The 13,046-nt window shown below is 70.9% G+C and carries 13 protein-coding genes; 5 read left to right on the forward strand and 8 right to left on the reverse strand.

The window, feature by feature from the left end; genetic code table 11:
- Positions 1–84: 84 nt before the first annotated feature.
- The 8 genes from IH25_RS0117505 to IH25_RS0117540 all read right to left on the reverse strand — a co-directional run bounded on the left by IH25_RS0117505 (position 85) and on the right by IH25_RS0117540 (position 10,048).
- On the reverse strand, positions 85–1,500 hold the full coding sequence (locus IH25_RS0117505) for an NAD-dependent malic enzyme (protein WP_030610530.1): 1,416 nt from the start codon (positions 1,498–1,500) through the stop codon (positions 85–87).
- A 451-nt stretch (positions 1,501–1,951) separates the two neighbouring features.
- Complete coding sequence (locus IH25_RS0117510; protein WP_030610533.1) at positions 1,952–4,303, reverse strand: HelD family protein; 2,352 nt, start codon at positions 4,301–4,303, stop codon at positions 1,952–1,954.
- 105 nt (positions 4,304–4,408) lie between these two features.
- Positions 4,409–5,188 (reverse strand): zf-HC2 domain-containing protein, encoded by a 780-nt coding sequence (locus tag IH25_RS0117515; RefSeq protein ID WP_280842496.1) that lies wholly within the window; start codon positions 5,186–5,188, stop codon positions 4,409–4,411.
- A gap of 50 nt (positions 5,189–5,238) precedes the next feature.
- Positions 5,239–5,850: a sigma-70 family RNA polymerase sigma factor gene (locus IH25_RS0117520; protein ID WP_030610539.1), complete on the reverse strand. Its 612-nt coding sequence runs from the start codon at positions 5,848–5,850 to the stop codon at positions 5,239–5,241.
- Between the two features lie 159 nt (positions 5,851–6,009).
- Positions 6,010–6,603 (reverse strand): CGNR zinc finger domain-containing protein, encoded by a 594-nt coding sequence (locus tag IH25_RS0117525; protein ID WP_030610542.1) that lies wholly within the window; start codon positions 6,601–6,603, stop codon positions 6,010–6,012.
- 231 nt (positions 6,604–6,834) lie between these two features.
- Entirely contained in the window at positions 6,835–7,986 is a 1,152-nt protein-coding gene (locus tag IH25_RS0117530) for a uroporphyrinogen-III synthase (RefSeq protein ID WP_030610544.1), read from the reverse strand.
- Positions 7,987–8,072: 86 nt separating this feature from the next.
- The gene (locus IH25_RS0117535; protein ID WP_030610549.1) at positions 8,073–9,443 is read right to left on the reverse strand and encodes a nitrate/nitrite transporter; all 1,371 of its coding nucleotides are present in this window, start codon (positions 9,441–9,443) and stop codon (positions 8,073–8,075) included.
- Positions 9,444–9,556: 113 nt separating this feature from the next.
- Positions 9,557–10,048: an ATP-binding protein gene (locus IH25_RS0117540; RefSeq protein ID WP_051753975.1), complete on the reverse strand. Its 492-nt coding sequence runs from the start codon at positions 10,046–10,048 to the stop codon at positions 9,557–9,559.
- 215 nt (positions 10,049–10,263) lie between these two features.
- Between IH25_RS0117540 and IH25_RS0117545 the strand changes: the two genes are divergently transcribed.
- The 5 genes from IH25_RS0117545 to IH25_RS0117555 all read left to right on the forward strand — a co-directional run bounded on the left by IH25_RS0117545 (position 10,264) and on the right by IH25_RS0117555 (position 12,958).
- Positions 10,264–11,118 carry a helix-turn-helix domain-containing protein gene (locus IH25_RS0117545; protein ID WP_030610556.1) on the forward strand — a complete coding sequence of 285 codons (855 nt, stop codon included), beginning with the start codon at positions 10,264–10,266 and terminating at the stop codon, positions 11,116–11,118.
- A gap of 8 nt (positions 11,119–11,126) precedes the next feature.
- A complete protein-coding gene (locus IH25_RS39515; RefSeq protein ID WP_078844286.1) occupies positions 11,127–11,324 on the forward strand; it encodes a DUF397 domain-containing protein in 198 nt (65 codons plus the stop codon).
- Positions 11,325–11,425: 101 nt separating this feature from the next.
- Positions 11,426–11,617, forward strand: coding sequence for a hypothetical protein (locus tag IH25_RS39520; RefSeq protein WP_078844287.1), 192 nt, complete (start codon positions 11,426–11,428; stop codon positions 11,615–11,617).
- Entirely contained in the window at positions 11,601–12,131 is a 531-nt protein-coding gene (locus tag IH25_RS0117550) for a DUF6879 family protein (RefSeq protein WP_030610557.1), read from the forward strand. The genes IH25_RS39520 and IH25_RS0117550 overlap by 17 nt, the downstream gene beginning before the upstream one ends.
- Entirely contained in the window at positions 12,128–12,958 is an 831-nt protein-coding gene (locus IH25_RS0117555) for a helix-turn-helix domain-containing protein (protein ID WP_037655105.1), read from the forward strand. Before IH25_RS0117550 ends, IH25_RS0117555 begins: the two co-directional genes overlap by 4 nt.
- Positions 12,959–13,046: the final 88 nt, after the last annotated feature.

Below are 13,046 nucleotides of genomic sequence, written 5' to 3' on the forward strand. Positions count from 1 at the left end.
GCATCCGGTGGTTCCACGACGCGCCGGTGCGGGGGGCCGCCGTGGTGATCCTCACAGCCCCCTGCACCGTACGTCACGCCGTGGTCAGGCCGTCGCGCCGGCCGCCTTGGCGGCCTCCCGGACCGCCCCGGCCACGGCGCCCGCGACCTTGTCGTTGAAGACGCTGGGGATGATGTAGTTCGGGTTCAGCTCGTCCTCGCTCACCACGTCGGCCAGGGCCTTGGCGGCGGCGAGCATCATCTCGGTGTTGACGGTGCGGGACTGCGCGTCCAGCAGGCCGCGGAAGACGCCCGGGAAGACCAGCACGTTGTTGATCTGGTTCGGGAAGTCGGAGCGGCCGGTGGCCACGACGGCCGCGGTCTGCCGGGCGATCGCCGGGTCCACCTCGGGGTCGGGGTTCGCGAGCGCGAACACGATGCCACCCTCGGCCATGGCGGCCACGTCGGTGCCGTCCAGGACGTTCGGGGCGGAGACGCCGATGAAGACGTCGGCGCCGCGCACGGCCTCCTTCAGGGTGCCGGTGAGGCCCTCGGGGTTGGTGTTGTCGGCGATCCAGCGCAGCGGCGAGTCGGCCGGGGCGTTCACCAGGTCCTCGCGGCCGGCGTGCACGACGCCGTGGATGTCGGCGACGACGGCGTTCTTCACGCCGGCCGCCAGCAGCAGCTTGAGGATGGCCGTACCGGCCGCGCCGGCGCCGGACATGACGACCCGGACGTTCTGGATCGCCTTGTCCGTCACGCGCAGCGCGTTGGTCAGGGCGGCGAGCACGACGATGGCGGTGCCGTGCTGGTCGTCGTGGAAGACCGGGATGTCCAGGGCCTCGCGCAGCCGGGCCTCGATCTCGAAGCAGCGCGGCGCGGAGATGTCCTCCAGGTTGATGCCGGCGAAGCCCGGGGCGATCGCCTTGACGATCTCCACGATCGCGTCGGGGTCCTGGGTGTCCAGGCAGATCGGCCAGGCGTCGATGCCGGCGAAGCGCTTGAAGAGGGCCGCCTTGCCCTCCATGACGGGCAGCGCGGCCTTGGGGCCGATGTTGCCGAGGCCCAGCACGGCGGAACCGTCCGTCACGACCGCAACGGAGTTGCGCTTGATGGTGAGGCGGCGGGCGTCCTCGGGGTTCTCGGCGATGGCCATGCAGACGCGGGCCACGCCGGGCGTGTAGACCATGGAGAGGTCGTCACGGTTGCGGATGGGGTGCTTCGACGCCATCTCGATCTTGCCGCCGAGGTGCATCAGGAACGTACGGTCGGAGACCTTGCCGAGGGTGACGCCCTCGATGCCGCGCAGTTTCTCGACGATCTCCTCGGCGTGGGCCGTGGAGGTGGCCGCGATGGTGACGTCGATACGGAGCTTCTCGTGGCCGGACGCGGTGACGTCGAGGCCGGTCACCGAGCCTCCGGAGGACTCCACGGCGGTGGTGAGCTGCGAGACGGCCGTTCCGCTCGCGGGCACCTCCAGCCGGATCGTCATCGAGTAGGAGACGCTGGGCGCCGTTGCCATGGCCGACTTCCTCTGCTTTCACCGTGTCGCGAGTTGTGCCGTCCGATCGTCGCACCTACCACTCAGTACGTGGTAGTCGCCCTGGGTTGCGGACGTTTTGTTCACGCGACTTCCCTGCGGGGTACGTGGTTTCGGAAAACTACTTCCACCATACGAGAAACGATCGGGTGTGGAAAGAGGCCACCGGAGCAAAGAAAGAGGCCCACGTCACATCCGTGACGTGGGCCTCCCACGTTTATGACACCGACCCGCCATGCTCGCCTCGCGGCAAGTGGTCGCTCGTAGCGACGAAGGTTGGGCCCGGGGGCTTGGATCGGGCCGGTGCCACACCAAGGCTAACAAACCCTCGCCCAAGGCCATTCCCCCTGCGCGGGATTGCTTGAAATCGGCCCCCGAGCGGGACCGCGGCCCGCGCCGGCCGGTCCGGCGAGCGGGACCGCGGCCCGGCCCGTCAGTCCCTGAGCAGGTCCGGCACCCCGGCCGCGTCCGGCTCGTCCCGCTGGCCCGAGACCACCGTCAGCTGCTGGGTGGCCCGGGTCAGCGCCACGTACAGCACGCGCAGGCCGGCCGGCGACTCGTCGGCGATCTCGGCGGGCGAGACGACGACCGTCGCGTCGTACTCCAGGCCCTTGGCCTCCAGGCTGCCGAGGGCCACCACCCGGTCGCCCAGCCCGGCCAGCCAGCGCCGGGCCTCCTCGCGCCGGCCCATCGCCACCACCACGCCGACGGTGCCGTCCACCAGGCCCAGCAGCCGCTCGGCCTCCGCGCGCACCGTCCGCTCCAGGGAGTCCGCCACGACGGTGAAGCGCGGCTCCACCCCGGTCGACCGCACGGCGGAGGGGGCCTCGGCGCCGGGCATGGCGAGCGCGAGCACCTTCGCGGCCAGCTCGGCGATCTCCGACGGGTTGCGGTAGTTCACGGTGAGCTGGAAGCGGCGTCTGGGCCGGGTGCCCAGCGCCTCGTCGCGGGCCTCGGCCGCCTCGTCCGGGTCGGACCAGGAGGACTGCGCCGGGTCCCCGACGACCGTCCAGGTGGCCTGCCGGCCGCGGCGGCCGACCATGCGCCACTGCATCGGCGTCAGATCCTGCGCCTCGTCCACGATCACGTGCGCGTACTCGGTGCGCTCCTGCGCCAGCCGCTCGGCCCGCTCGCGCTGGGTCTCCTCGCGCACCGGCATCAGCTCCTCCAGGCCGGTGAGCTGGTCCAGCGGGTCCAGTTCGCGCTTCTTGCGGGGGCGGGCCGGGGCGCCGAGGATCGCCTGGAGCTCGTCGAGCAGGGCGATGTCGTGCACGGACAGGCCGTCCCGCCTGAGCGAGCGGGCGACCTTGCGGACCTCGCCGGGGTTGAGCACGCGCCGGGCCCAGCGGCCGAGCCGCTTCTCGTCGGCCATCGCGGCGAGCACGGCCTTCGGGGTCAGCTCGGGCCACCAGGCGTCGAGGAACGCCAGGAAGGAGTCCTCGCTCGTGACGTCCTCGTCGAAGGAGGAGCGCAGCTCGGCGGCCAGCTCCGGGTCGGTGTGCCGGCCGGCGGCGCCGGAGCGGGCCCACAGGGCGTCCAGCAGCAGCTTGCGGGCGCGCGGGCGGAGCAGGTTGACCGGCGCGGTGCCGCCGAGCGCGGTACGGCGGATACGTTCCAGCTCGTCGGCCTCCAGTTCGAGCCGGCGGCCGAAGGCCACCACGCGCAGCCGGGAGGGCGGGCCGTCGTGGGGCCGGCCCTCGCCGTCCTCGGCGTCGGCCGGGGCGGCCGGGCCCAGCTCCAGGGCGCCCCGGGCGGCCTTGCGCAGCACCTTCAGCATCCGCGAGGAGCCCTTGGCGCGGGCCACGGCCGGGGAGTCGTAGACGGTGGCCTCCGCGCCGTCGACCAGGGAGCCGATGGCGCGGATGGCGACCTGGCCCTCCTCGCCGAGCGAGGGCAGCACGCCCTCGGTGTAGGCGACCAGCAGCGGGGTCGGCGAGACGATCAGGATGCCGCCCGCGTAGCGCCTGCGGTCCTGGTAGAGCAGGTAGGCGGCGCGGTGCAGGGCGACGGCGGTCTTCCCGGTGCCCGGCCCGCCCTCCACGTAGGTGATGGAGGCGGCGGGGGCCCGGATGACCAGGTCCTGCTCGGCCTGGATGGAGGAGACGATGTCCCGCATGGTGTGGCCGCGGGCCTGGCCGAGGGCGGCCATCAGGGCGCCGTCGCCGATGACGGGCAGCTCCCGGCCGTCCAGGTAGGCGGTCAGCTCCGGCCGCATCAGGTCGTCCTCGACGCCGAGCACCCGGCGTCCCTTGGAGCGGATGACCCGGCGCCGCACCACCCGTCCCGGCTCCACCGGCGTGGCCCGGTAGAAGGGCGCGGCGGCCGGCGCCCGCCAGTCGATGACCAGCGGGGAGTAGTCCTCGTCGAGCACGCCGATACGGCCGATGTGCAGCGTCTCGGCGATGTCGGCGGTGTCGTCCTCGCGCACGGCGCCCTCGGCGGGCTCGACGGCCGTGTAGGCGCCGTCGGGCCCCTTCTTGCCGTCCTTGCCGAGCAGCAGGTCGATCCGCCCGAACAAGAAGTCCTCGAACTCGTTGTTCAGCCGGTTGAGATGGACACCGGCCCGGAAGACCTGGGCGTCCCGTTCGGCGAGCGCGCCCGGGGTGCCGACCTGGCCGCGCTGGGCCGCGTCGCGCATCAGGAACTCGGCCTCGTGGATCTTCTCCTCCAGCCGCCGGTACACCCGGTCCAGGTGTTCCTGTTCGACGCTGATCTCCCGGTCACGGACGGAATCGTGTGTCTCGTGTACCGAGCCGACCGCGGACTGCTGAACCTGAGCGGCCACCTGGCCCCCTTCTGACGTGCTGGGCAGCCGTCAACCGTACGCGAAGGGAGCCGGTCAAAGCTACGGGGCGGTCACCCGGGGCGCGCCCCGGGTGACCGCCCCGGGCTACGCGTCGACCTCCACCAGCTTCCGCCCCTCGAACGTCACCACCTCGAAGTGGTCGATCTCGTCCGGCCGGAAGGCCGCCGCCCCGCCGATGTAAAGCGGTTTCTTCGCGTCCTCGCTCGCCGCGTCCGGGAGGCCGTACCCCCGGTCGGGCACCGTCCACGACGACATGGTCACGCGCTGGCCGTTCTTGGCGACGAGCACTAGGGAGCACTTCAGCGGACCCTTGACGTTCTTCAGCTCCAGCACCGCCTGGGTGCCCCAGTCCTTGCCGGTCATGGCGACGGTCGCGCTGACGTGCGTCGAGGCGTCCGTGGCGGACTTGCGGTCGGACATGGTGCGGAACGCGGACTGGGCCGGCGGCGCGGCCACCTGCTCGCCGCCGTCCGAGCCGCCGCCGGCCGCGACCGCGGCCAGCGGGCCCGCGATGACCAGGGCCGCCGCGGCGGCGATCATGTAGAAGCCGCGGCGGCGCTTGCGGGCGCGCTGCTCGGCGACCTCGTCCACCAGCTTCTCCACCAGCCGGGGGCTGGGCCGGGCGGCCAGCGACTCGCCGATCGCGGGCGTGCCGCCGGAGCCCGGCAGGTCGGCCAGCGCGGCGAGCATCGGCTCCATCCCGGCCAGTTCGTCCAGTTGCCGGGCGCACCAGTCGCAGCCGGCGAGGTGCGCCTCGAAAGCGGTTGCCTCGGCGTCGTCGAGGATCCCGAGGGCGTAGGCGCCCACGGTCTCGTGCTCGCTCGGCACCGAAGATCCCTGGCTGGGGTTCATGTGGCCAGACATACCCGGACCACCCGGTCCGAATCCCCGCTCTCCCCCGTACCCGCTGCTCATCACGCCGTCACCCCCCGCTCCTCCAGTGCCAGCTTCATCGACCGCAGGGCGTAGAACACCCGGGAACGGACGGTTCCGCTGGGTATGCCCAGGGTCTGGGCCGCCTCGTTGACGGTACGCCCCTTGAAGTACGTCTCGACGAGGACCTCCCGGTGGGCCGGGGTCAGGTCGTCGAGCGCGTCCGACAGCGTCATCAGCCACAGCGCCTTGTCGATCTCGTCCTCCGCGGGGATGACCTCCAGCGGCGACGGATCGACCTCCTGCGGCCGGGCCTGCCGGCTGCGGTGGCCGTCGATGACGATGCGGCGCGCGACCGTCACCAGCCAGGGGCGTACCGAACCGGTCGCCCGATTGAGCTGACCGGCGTTCTTCCAGGCACGGATGAGCGTTTCCTGCACCACGTCCTCGGCGCGCTGGCGGTCACCGGCGACCAGCCGCAGGACGTAGGCGAGCAGCGGACCGGCGTGCTCCCGGTACAGCGCGCGCACCAGTTCCTCGTCCGGCTCCGCGGACGGTGCGGGCACGCGGGGTTCCGAGGGGTGTGAGGACATGCGATGTCGGGCCCTCGTTCCACGGTCCTTGGCCACGGCCGCATCCTTGCGCACGCCCACCTCCGGTGTCCGGGGGTTCCCCCAGTCGGTCGCTCGCCCACGGGTACGCAGTGGGGCGGTGGGGTGTTCAAAGCGGAGGCATGGATTTCCCGAAGGCGCGCCACCGACCGGGACATGCCCGCACATTTCCACCGCGGGACCTTCACCCGCCGCGCACGCTCAGGCGCGGGCGAGCGCGGCCCGCCGCCGGTGCCGGGCGACCCGTTCCCGGTTGCCGCAGACCTCGCTGGAACACCAGCGCCGGCGCCGCCCCCGGGAGGTGTCGAGGTACACGAGGGGGCAGTCGTCCCCAGCGCACTGCCGCAGCGAGGCCCGTGCGACGGGGTCGGTGAGCAGCTCCACGGCGTCCCGGGCGACGACGGCGAGCAGCCCGGCACACCCGGGCGCCCCCGCCAACTCCCGCACCAAACGGCCGTCTTCCCCGACCACGGCGACGGGCGCGGGCGGCACGGCCCGGGCGGCCGCGTTGACCCGCGCGAGCGCACCCCCGCACCCGGCCGTCCCGCCGCCCAGCAGCCCGCGCACCAAGTCCCCGACGTCCGCCCGCAGTTCCCGGAAGGCGGCGGGCCAGGAGACGTCCGCGTGCCCGAGCGGCGTCCCGTCCGGCACCAGCCCTGCACCGGTGATCCACGCGCACAACGCGCCCACCGACTCCAGGTGTTCGCCCGGATGCCGGGTGGCGAGCAGGTCCAGACACACCCGTCCGGCATCGAACCGCAGCGGGTACGCGGGCGTGCCTCCACCGAGTGCCATGTGCCAGTCACCGCCTAGGCAGAAACCGCGCGCAGACGTACGGCCCCGCGCGCGGACGGCAGACGGGACCACCGCGTCCCGCCTTCTCCACAGTGCCTGGCGGGGGGTTGGGCCGGAAGCCCTCGTGCGGGGAACGGGTCGCCCGCCACGGACCGGGATGCGGGACGCCATGGTGGAACTCCGCGCCGCCGAGCCGGGCCCTTCGGGGAGGTCGTGACGGGGCCGGTCGCCCTACGTGTCCGCGTACTTGGTGTCCGCCGCCGGGTCGAGGGCCAGCCGGTAGCCCCGCTTCACCACCGTCTGGATCAGCTTCGGCGCGCCGAGGGCCGTGCGCAGGCGGGCCATCGCCGTTTCCACGGCGTGTTCGTCGCGGCCCGCGCCGGGCAGGGCCTTGAGCAGGTCCGCGCGCGGGACCACCCAGCCGGGGCGGCGGGCGAGGGCGCGCAGCAGGGACATGCCGGCCGGCGGGACCGGCCTGAGTTCGCCGTCGATCAGGACCGCGTGGCCGCGGATCTCCACCCGGTGCCCGGCGACGGGCAACGCGCGGGCGCGGGCCGGGAGTTCCTGGCAGAGCAGCTGCACCAGGGGGCCGAGGCGGAAGCGTTCCGGCTGGACGGTGTCCACCCCGTGGGCCTGGAGGGGCAGCGCGGTGACCGGGCCGACGCAGGCGGGCAGGACGTCGTGGGCCAGCGCCGCCAGCAGCTCGCCCAGCAGGCCGCGCTCCTCGGCGCGGGACAGCAGGGAGGCGGCGGCGGGGGCGCTGGTGAAGGTGAGGGCGTCCAGACCGCGGCCGACGGCCGTGTCCAGCAGGCGGTCCAGCGGGCCGGTGTCCTCCGGGGGCATCCAGCGGTACACCGGCACCGGGAGCACCTCCGCCCCGGCCTCCCGCAGCGACTCCACGAAGCCGGGAAGGGGTTCGCCGTGCAGCTGTACGGCGACGCGGCTGCCGTCCACGCCCTCCTCCAGGAGCCGGTCGAGCACCTCGGCCAGGGACTCCGAGGAGGGCGACCACTCCTCGGTGAGGCCGGCCGCCCGGATCGCGCCCTTGACCTTCGGGCCGCGGGCCAGCAGCCGTGCCCCGCGCAGCCGGCCCACCAGCTGTTCGCCCAGTCCCCAGCCGTCGGCGGCCTCGACCCAGCCCCGGAAACCGATGGCGGTCGTGGCCACGACGACGTCCGGCACCCGGTCGATGATCTCCTTCGTCGCGGCGAGCAGTTCGCTGTCGTCGGCGAGCGGCACGATCCGCAGCGCGGGAGCGTGCAGGACGGTGGCGCCGCGCCGCTGGAGCAGGGCGCCCAGCTCCTCGGCCCGGCGCGCGGCGGTGACGCCCACGGTGAACCCGGCGAGGGGTCCGTGCTCGGGTTGCTGCTCTTCGTCGTACATGGGCTCTCCTAGCTGACCGGCGCGCCGGACGAGCCTGTCAACTCCGCGTGACAGGCTCGGTTCGGCTCGGTGTCGCCGGTGTTACGTCACACCTCGGCATAGCTGAGCTGGGTCTTCTCCTCGGATGCGGACGCCGTGGCCGGAACCCGCCCGATCGGACGGCGAAGGTATACGGCCCAGGTGACCACGAAGCAGACAGCGTAGAAGCCGAGGAACGCGACGAAGGCACCGGTCCCGGAGCCGTAGGAGAGGAAGGACTGGCGGAAGGCCAGGTTGATGCCGACGCCGCCGAGCGCGCCGACCGCGCCGATCAGTCCCATGGCCGCGCCGGACAGCCGCCGGCCCTGGGCGACGGCCGCCTCGCCCTGAAGCCCCCGGGCCAGGGCCTTGGCCTGGAAGATGCCGGGGATCATCTTGAACGTCGATCCGTTGCCGAGGCCGCTGAGCACGAACAGCACGACGAACACGGACACGAACAGCGGCAGCGACTTGCGCATGCCGGCCCCGATCAGCACGGCGGTGGCGGCGGCCATGCCGACGTAGTTCCACAGGGTGATCCGGGCGCCGCCGTAGCGGTCGGCGAGCCGGCCGCCGACGGGACGGATGAGGGAGCCGAGCAGCGGGCCGATGAAGGTGAGGTAGGCCGCCTGGAGCGGGGTCCGGCCGAACTGGATGGTCAGCACCTGGCCGAAGGCGAAGCTGTAGCCGATGAACGAGCCGAACGTGCCGATGTAGAGCACGGCCATGATCCAGGTGTGCGCGTCCCGCGCGGCGTCCTTCGCCGCGCCGGTGTCGTTCTTCACCGAGGCCAGGTTGTCCATGAACAGCGCGGCGAGTACGGCGGCCACGACGATCAGCGGGATGTAGATGCCGAGCAGCACGCGCGGGCCGCCGCCGGCGCCGATGATGGCGAGCGCGACGAGTTGGATGACGGGGACGCCGATGTTGCCGCCGCCCGCGTTGAGTCCGAGCGCCCACCCTTTCTTCCGCAGGGGGAAGAAGGCGTTGATGTTGGTCATGGAGGAGGCGAAGTTGCCGCCGCCGATGCCGGCCAGCAGGCCCACCAGGAGGAAGGTGGAGAAGGACGTGCCCGGCTCCATCACCGTGAACGCGGCGATGGTCGGGGCGAGCAGCAGACTCGCCGAGACGACCGTCCAGTTCCGGCCGCCGAAGACGGCCACGGCGAAGGTGTACGGCACCCGGACGACCGCGCCGACCAGCGTGACCACCGAGGTCAGCAGGAACTTGTCGGCGGGGGTCAGCCCGTACTCGGGGCCCATGAACAGCACCAGCACGGACCACAGGGTCCACACCGAGAACCCGATGTGCTCCGACAGCACGGAGAACCACAGGTTCCGGCGGGCGATCCGTTCTCCGGTCGCGTTCCAGAACGCCTCGTCCTCCGGATCCCAGCGCTCGATCCAGCGGCCACGACGGGTTGGGGCTGGGGCTATCATCACGCCTCCACGATGCTCCGGCTGCTCGGTCTGCCGACCACTGACTCGGTCCGAAGGTAGGAAGGGCGCGTTTCCGCACTGTGGCAGCGGGTGACCGGAAGGGAACGTTGCTCTCACTCGGGCGGGGGGTGGCCGGTGAGGGGGCCTGACCTGTCGGCGCGGTTCCCGCCCACCTCGCACCACAGCAGCTTCCCCGCGCCCCGTTCGGGCGGACCGTCCCCGAGCGGCCACCCTCCCCACGCGTCCGCGTAGTGCGGTACGAGCCCCAGCCCGCGCCCGCACTCGGCGTCCGCCGGAGGCGATGACACCCGGTCCCGGGGCGGCTCCCCGAAGGGCGCGGGGATACAGGGATGACTGTCCCAGACCCCGACCCGGAGCCGGCCGTCCGCGAGGGCGGTGATCCGCAGGGAGGCGGATCCGCGGGTGTGCCGGTAGGCATTGGTGACGAGTTCCGACGTCAACAGCTCGACTGGCTCCAGGACTTCACCTCGGCCATGCCCGCTGAGCACGGCCCGTACGGTCATACGTGCGACGCGTGCCGCGCGGGGATCATGCGGCAGTCGAAGCGCGTACACCCAGGTGTCGGACAGGGATACGGTGCCCATGAAAACCTCCGGGGAGAGAGGGGGATCGGGCTCGCCCAACCGGCTTCGCCGTTCGGTGGCTTCGCCTGGGGAGGTGCGCTTCCGGGGCGGGTTGAGCGGTACGCGATAACCGTAGGACGGATGGTTAGATGCATCTAACGAAACTAGTGAGATGCATCCACACTTCACCCGTGTGAGTGAGCGCAGCGCCGCTTCGCGGCCAGGAAGGAGACGCCGTGCCGCCCACCAACAGCCCTACGCTCCGGCAGCGAAGGCTGGGTGTAGAGCTGCGGAAACTCCGGGAGCGGGCAGGGCTCACCGTGACTGGTGCCGCCGAACTCCTCGGCGTCAACCAAGCACGCATCAGCATGATCGAGACCGGCCGTACGCCGATCAGCGCCGACCGGCTGCGGTCCATGGCCCATGCCTACGACTGCTCCGACGAGGAACTCATCGACGCGCTGGCCTCGATGACCGGGCGGCGTACGCGCGGCTGGTGGGAGGAGTACCGGGATCACGTACCAGTGGCTCTGGTGGACTTGGCCGAGTTGGAGCACCATGCCTCGGCGCTGCGGGCGGCACTGCTGATCCACATTCCGGCGCTCCTTCAGACCACTGACCATGCCCGCGCCCTCTTCCGGTCGGTGGTACCGCCGATGCGCCAGTACGAGATCGAGCACCGCCTCACCCACCGCATCAAGCGGCAGAGCGTCCTGCACCGGGAAGCCCCTCCTCCGTACACGGCGATCGTCCACGAGGCAGCGCTCCTCATGGGATTCGGCGGCCCGGCCGTCGCCCGTGCACAGCTCGGGCATCTGCTCGACATGAGCGAACTGGCCCATGTCACTGTCCGGGTGATTCCCTTCGGCGCGGACAACTTCCCCACCACTGGTCAGTCCTTCGACTATGTCGAAGGTCCCGTACCGCAGCTCGACACCGTGCAACTGGACTCCCATCACGGAGCCTGCGAATTTCTCGACGCCGAAGCCCAGCTGAGCAAGTACCGGGCCGTCCTGGACCGCATGGAATCCTGCGCTCTCACCCCGGCCCGGACACGCGACTTCATCCACCAACGCATCCAGGACATGTGAGGCCCACCATGCCCGAACTCCACTGGCACAAGTCCACGTACAGCGGCGACGGATCGAACTGCGTGGAGATAGCCACCACCCCCACCACGATCCATGTCCGCGACTCCAAGGCGCCTATCGGCACGCACCTCACGGTCGCTCCTTCTGCTTGGGCGGCATTTCTGGTGCACGCAGCACACACCGGGGCCTCGGTCGCACCACGTTGACGGTTTCCAGAAGCGGAAACCAGAACCCCTTGCCGGACGCCCGACACGGCGAGCAGGATCTGTCCCGACATTCGTCCCACAGAAGCGAGGAGCACGCAGTGGTGAAGCTGACACGGCTGGTGGGTGAATGTGAGGACGGAGAGTGCCCCACGTTATACGTCACGGACCGTGGCACCCTGGCGGTACAGGGAGGCCTCCTGACCGACCATGGCAAGGATGTCCCAACACATGAAGCCGTTGTGGAGATTCCCGCCGAACTGATCTGGAAGGCTGTCCGTGACAACCTCATCTAGCCGTTCCCTGGCGGACTGGTTCACCGCGTTCGAACGGGAAGCCTTCCGGCTGGAGACACTGGACGACTACAGCCAGTCGGGCGGAGTCGAGGCGTACCAGGCGTTCCTTGCGGGTCGAACTCAGCCGGAGTCGTACAAGACCGCCACATGGCTGACGACAGTGGGAAACGCGACCGCGGCCGGCAAGCGTATGTATCGCGTGCACATCCTGTCCCGCCCTCTGACGGATTATCTCCGGTTCGAGCTGTCCTGGGGATACCGACGGAACATGACCGCCGGCGAAGAGTTCTTCATCCTTGACACCACCGGGCGGGACAACCCGATCCCGGACGCGCCCGACTTCTGGATGTTCGACGACAAGGCGGTCGGCATCATGGCGTACGACAGTGCCGGAAAGTACCTGGGGAGCGAGTTCCCGAGTGAAGACCGGCTGACCGAATTCCGGCACTACCGTGACATCGCCCTCGCGCATGCCGTGCCGTTCCCGGAGTGGTGGGCGCAGCACGGGGAGTGAACAGGGCTGAGCTGGGGTCCGCGCTGCGGGCGCTGCGACAGGCATCCGGCAAGGAGGCCAAGGCCGTCGCCCGCAGCGCGGCCATGTCCGCTTCAAAGCTGTCCAAGATCGAGACCGGCAGTGTCGTGCCGAGCGTCGTGGACGTGGAGCAGATCCTCACCGCCATAGGGGTGTCGGAGGATGTGAAGTGCGAGTACATGTCGGTTGCTCGGGCAGCCGCGACCGAGGCAACGGCGTGGCGCCTTTACCGGCGGCTCGGATATCACCGAAAACAGCAGCAGATCCAGGCGATCGAGTCTCGTACGATACTGCTCCGACTGTTTCAGCCCGCGCTCGTCCCTGGCCTGTTGCAGACACCGGAATATGCGCGGGCAATCCTCGGCCGAAAGCAGCTCACCACGGATCAACTGGCGCGTGCGGTGGAGGCCCGCCTGGCGCGGCAGAGCATTCTGTACGAGCCGGGGCGGCAGCTCCGTTTCATCGTCACGGAGTCCGTGCTGCGGTGGCGAATCGTCCCGCCTCTGATGATGGCCGGGCAACTCGACAGGCTCCACTCCGTCTCCCGGCTTCCGGGCGTCGACCTCCGGGTTGTTCCGTTTTCCGCGCAGCAGACCGACATCCCCAACCACTCGTTCTCCATCAAGGACGATCGCATGGTGACGGTGGAAACCGTCCATGCGGAGCTGGCAGTGACCGACCCCCGGGACGTTGCTCTGTACGTCGATAAATTCGAGGGATTCGCAGCAGTCGCACTTTCCGGCGATGTCATGCGCGGCACCCTGGAAGGCATTCGGAACGAGTTCTTGCGAGAACAGGAAATCGGCTAGCTCCGAATACCTGGCCTGCCGAATATGGGGCCGTGGAGAGTGAAGAGTGGGCGCGGCCGACACACGCCGAGCCATTTCCGAAGCCGGG

The organism is Streptomyces achromogenes subsp. achromogenes (genome assembly GCF_000720835.1).
In the GTDB taxonomy this organism is placed as follows: domain Bacteria; phylum Actinomycetota; class Actinomycetes; order Streptomycetales; family Streptomycetaceae; genus Streptomyces; species Streptomyces achromogenes.

Bases quoted from the DNA above. Each gene is read 5' to 3' on its own strand.
- IH25_RS0117535 (WP_030610549.1), bottom strand. From the start codon at position 9,443: ATGATAGCCCCAGCCCCAACCCGTCGTGGCCGCTGGATCGAGCGCTGG.
- IH25_RS0117540 (WP_051753975.1), bottom strand. From the start codon at position 10,048: ATGGGCACCGTATCCCTGTCCGACACCTGGGTGTACGCGCTTCGACTG.
- IH25_RS0117515 (WP_280842496.1), bottom strand. From the start codon at position 5,188: ATGTCTGGCCACATGAACCCCAGCCAGGGATCTTCGGTGCCGAGCGAG.
- IH25_RS39515 (WP_078844286.1), top strand. From the start codon at position 11,127: ATGCCCGAACTCCACTGGCACAAGTCCACGTACAGCGGCGACGGATCG.
- IH25_RS0117525 (WP_030610542.1), bottom strand. From the start codon at position 6,603: ATGGCACTCGGTGGAGGCACGCCCGCGTACCCGCTGCGGTTCGATGCC.
- IH25_RS0117505 (WP_030610530.1), bottom strand. From the start codon at position 1,500: ATGGCAACGGCGCCCAGCGTCTCCTACTCGATGACGATCCGGCTGGAG.
- IH25_RS0117530 (WP_030610544.1), bottom strand. From the start codon at position 7,986: ATGTACGACGAAGAGCAGCAACCCGAGCACGGACCCCTCGCCGGGTTC.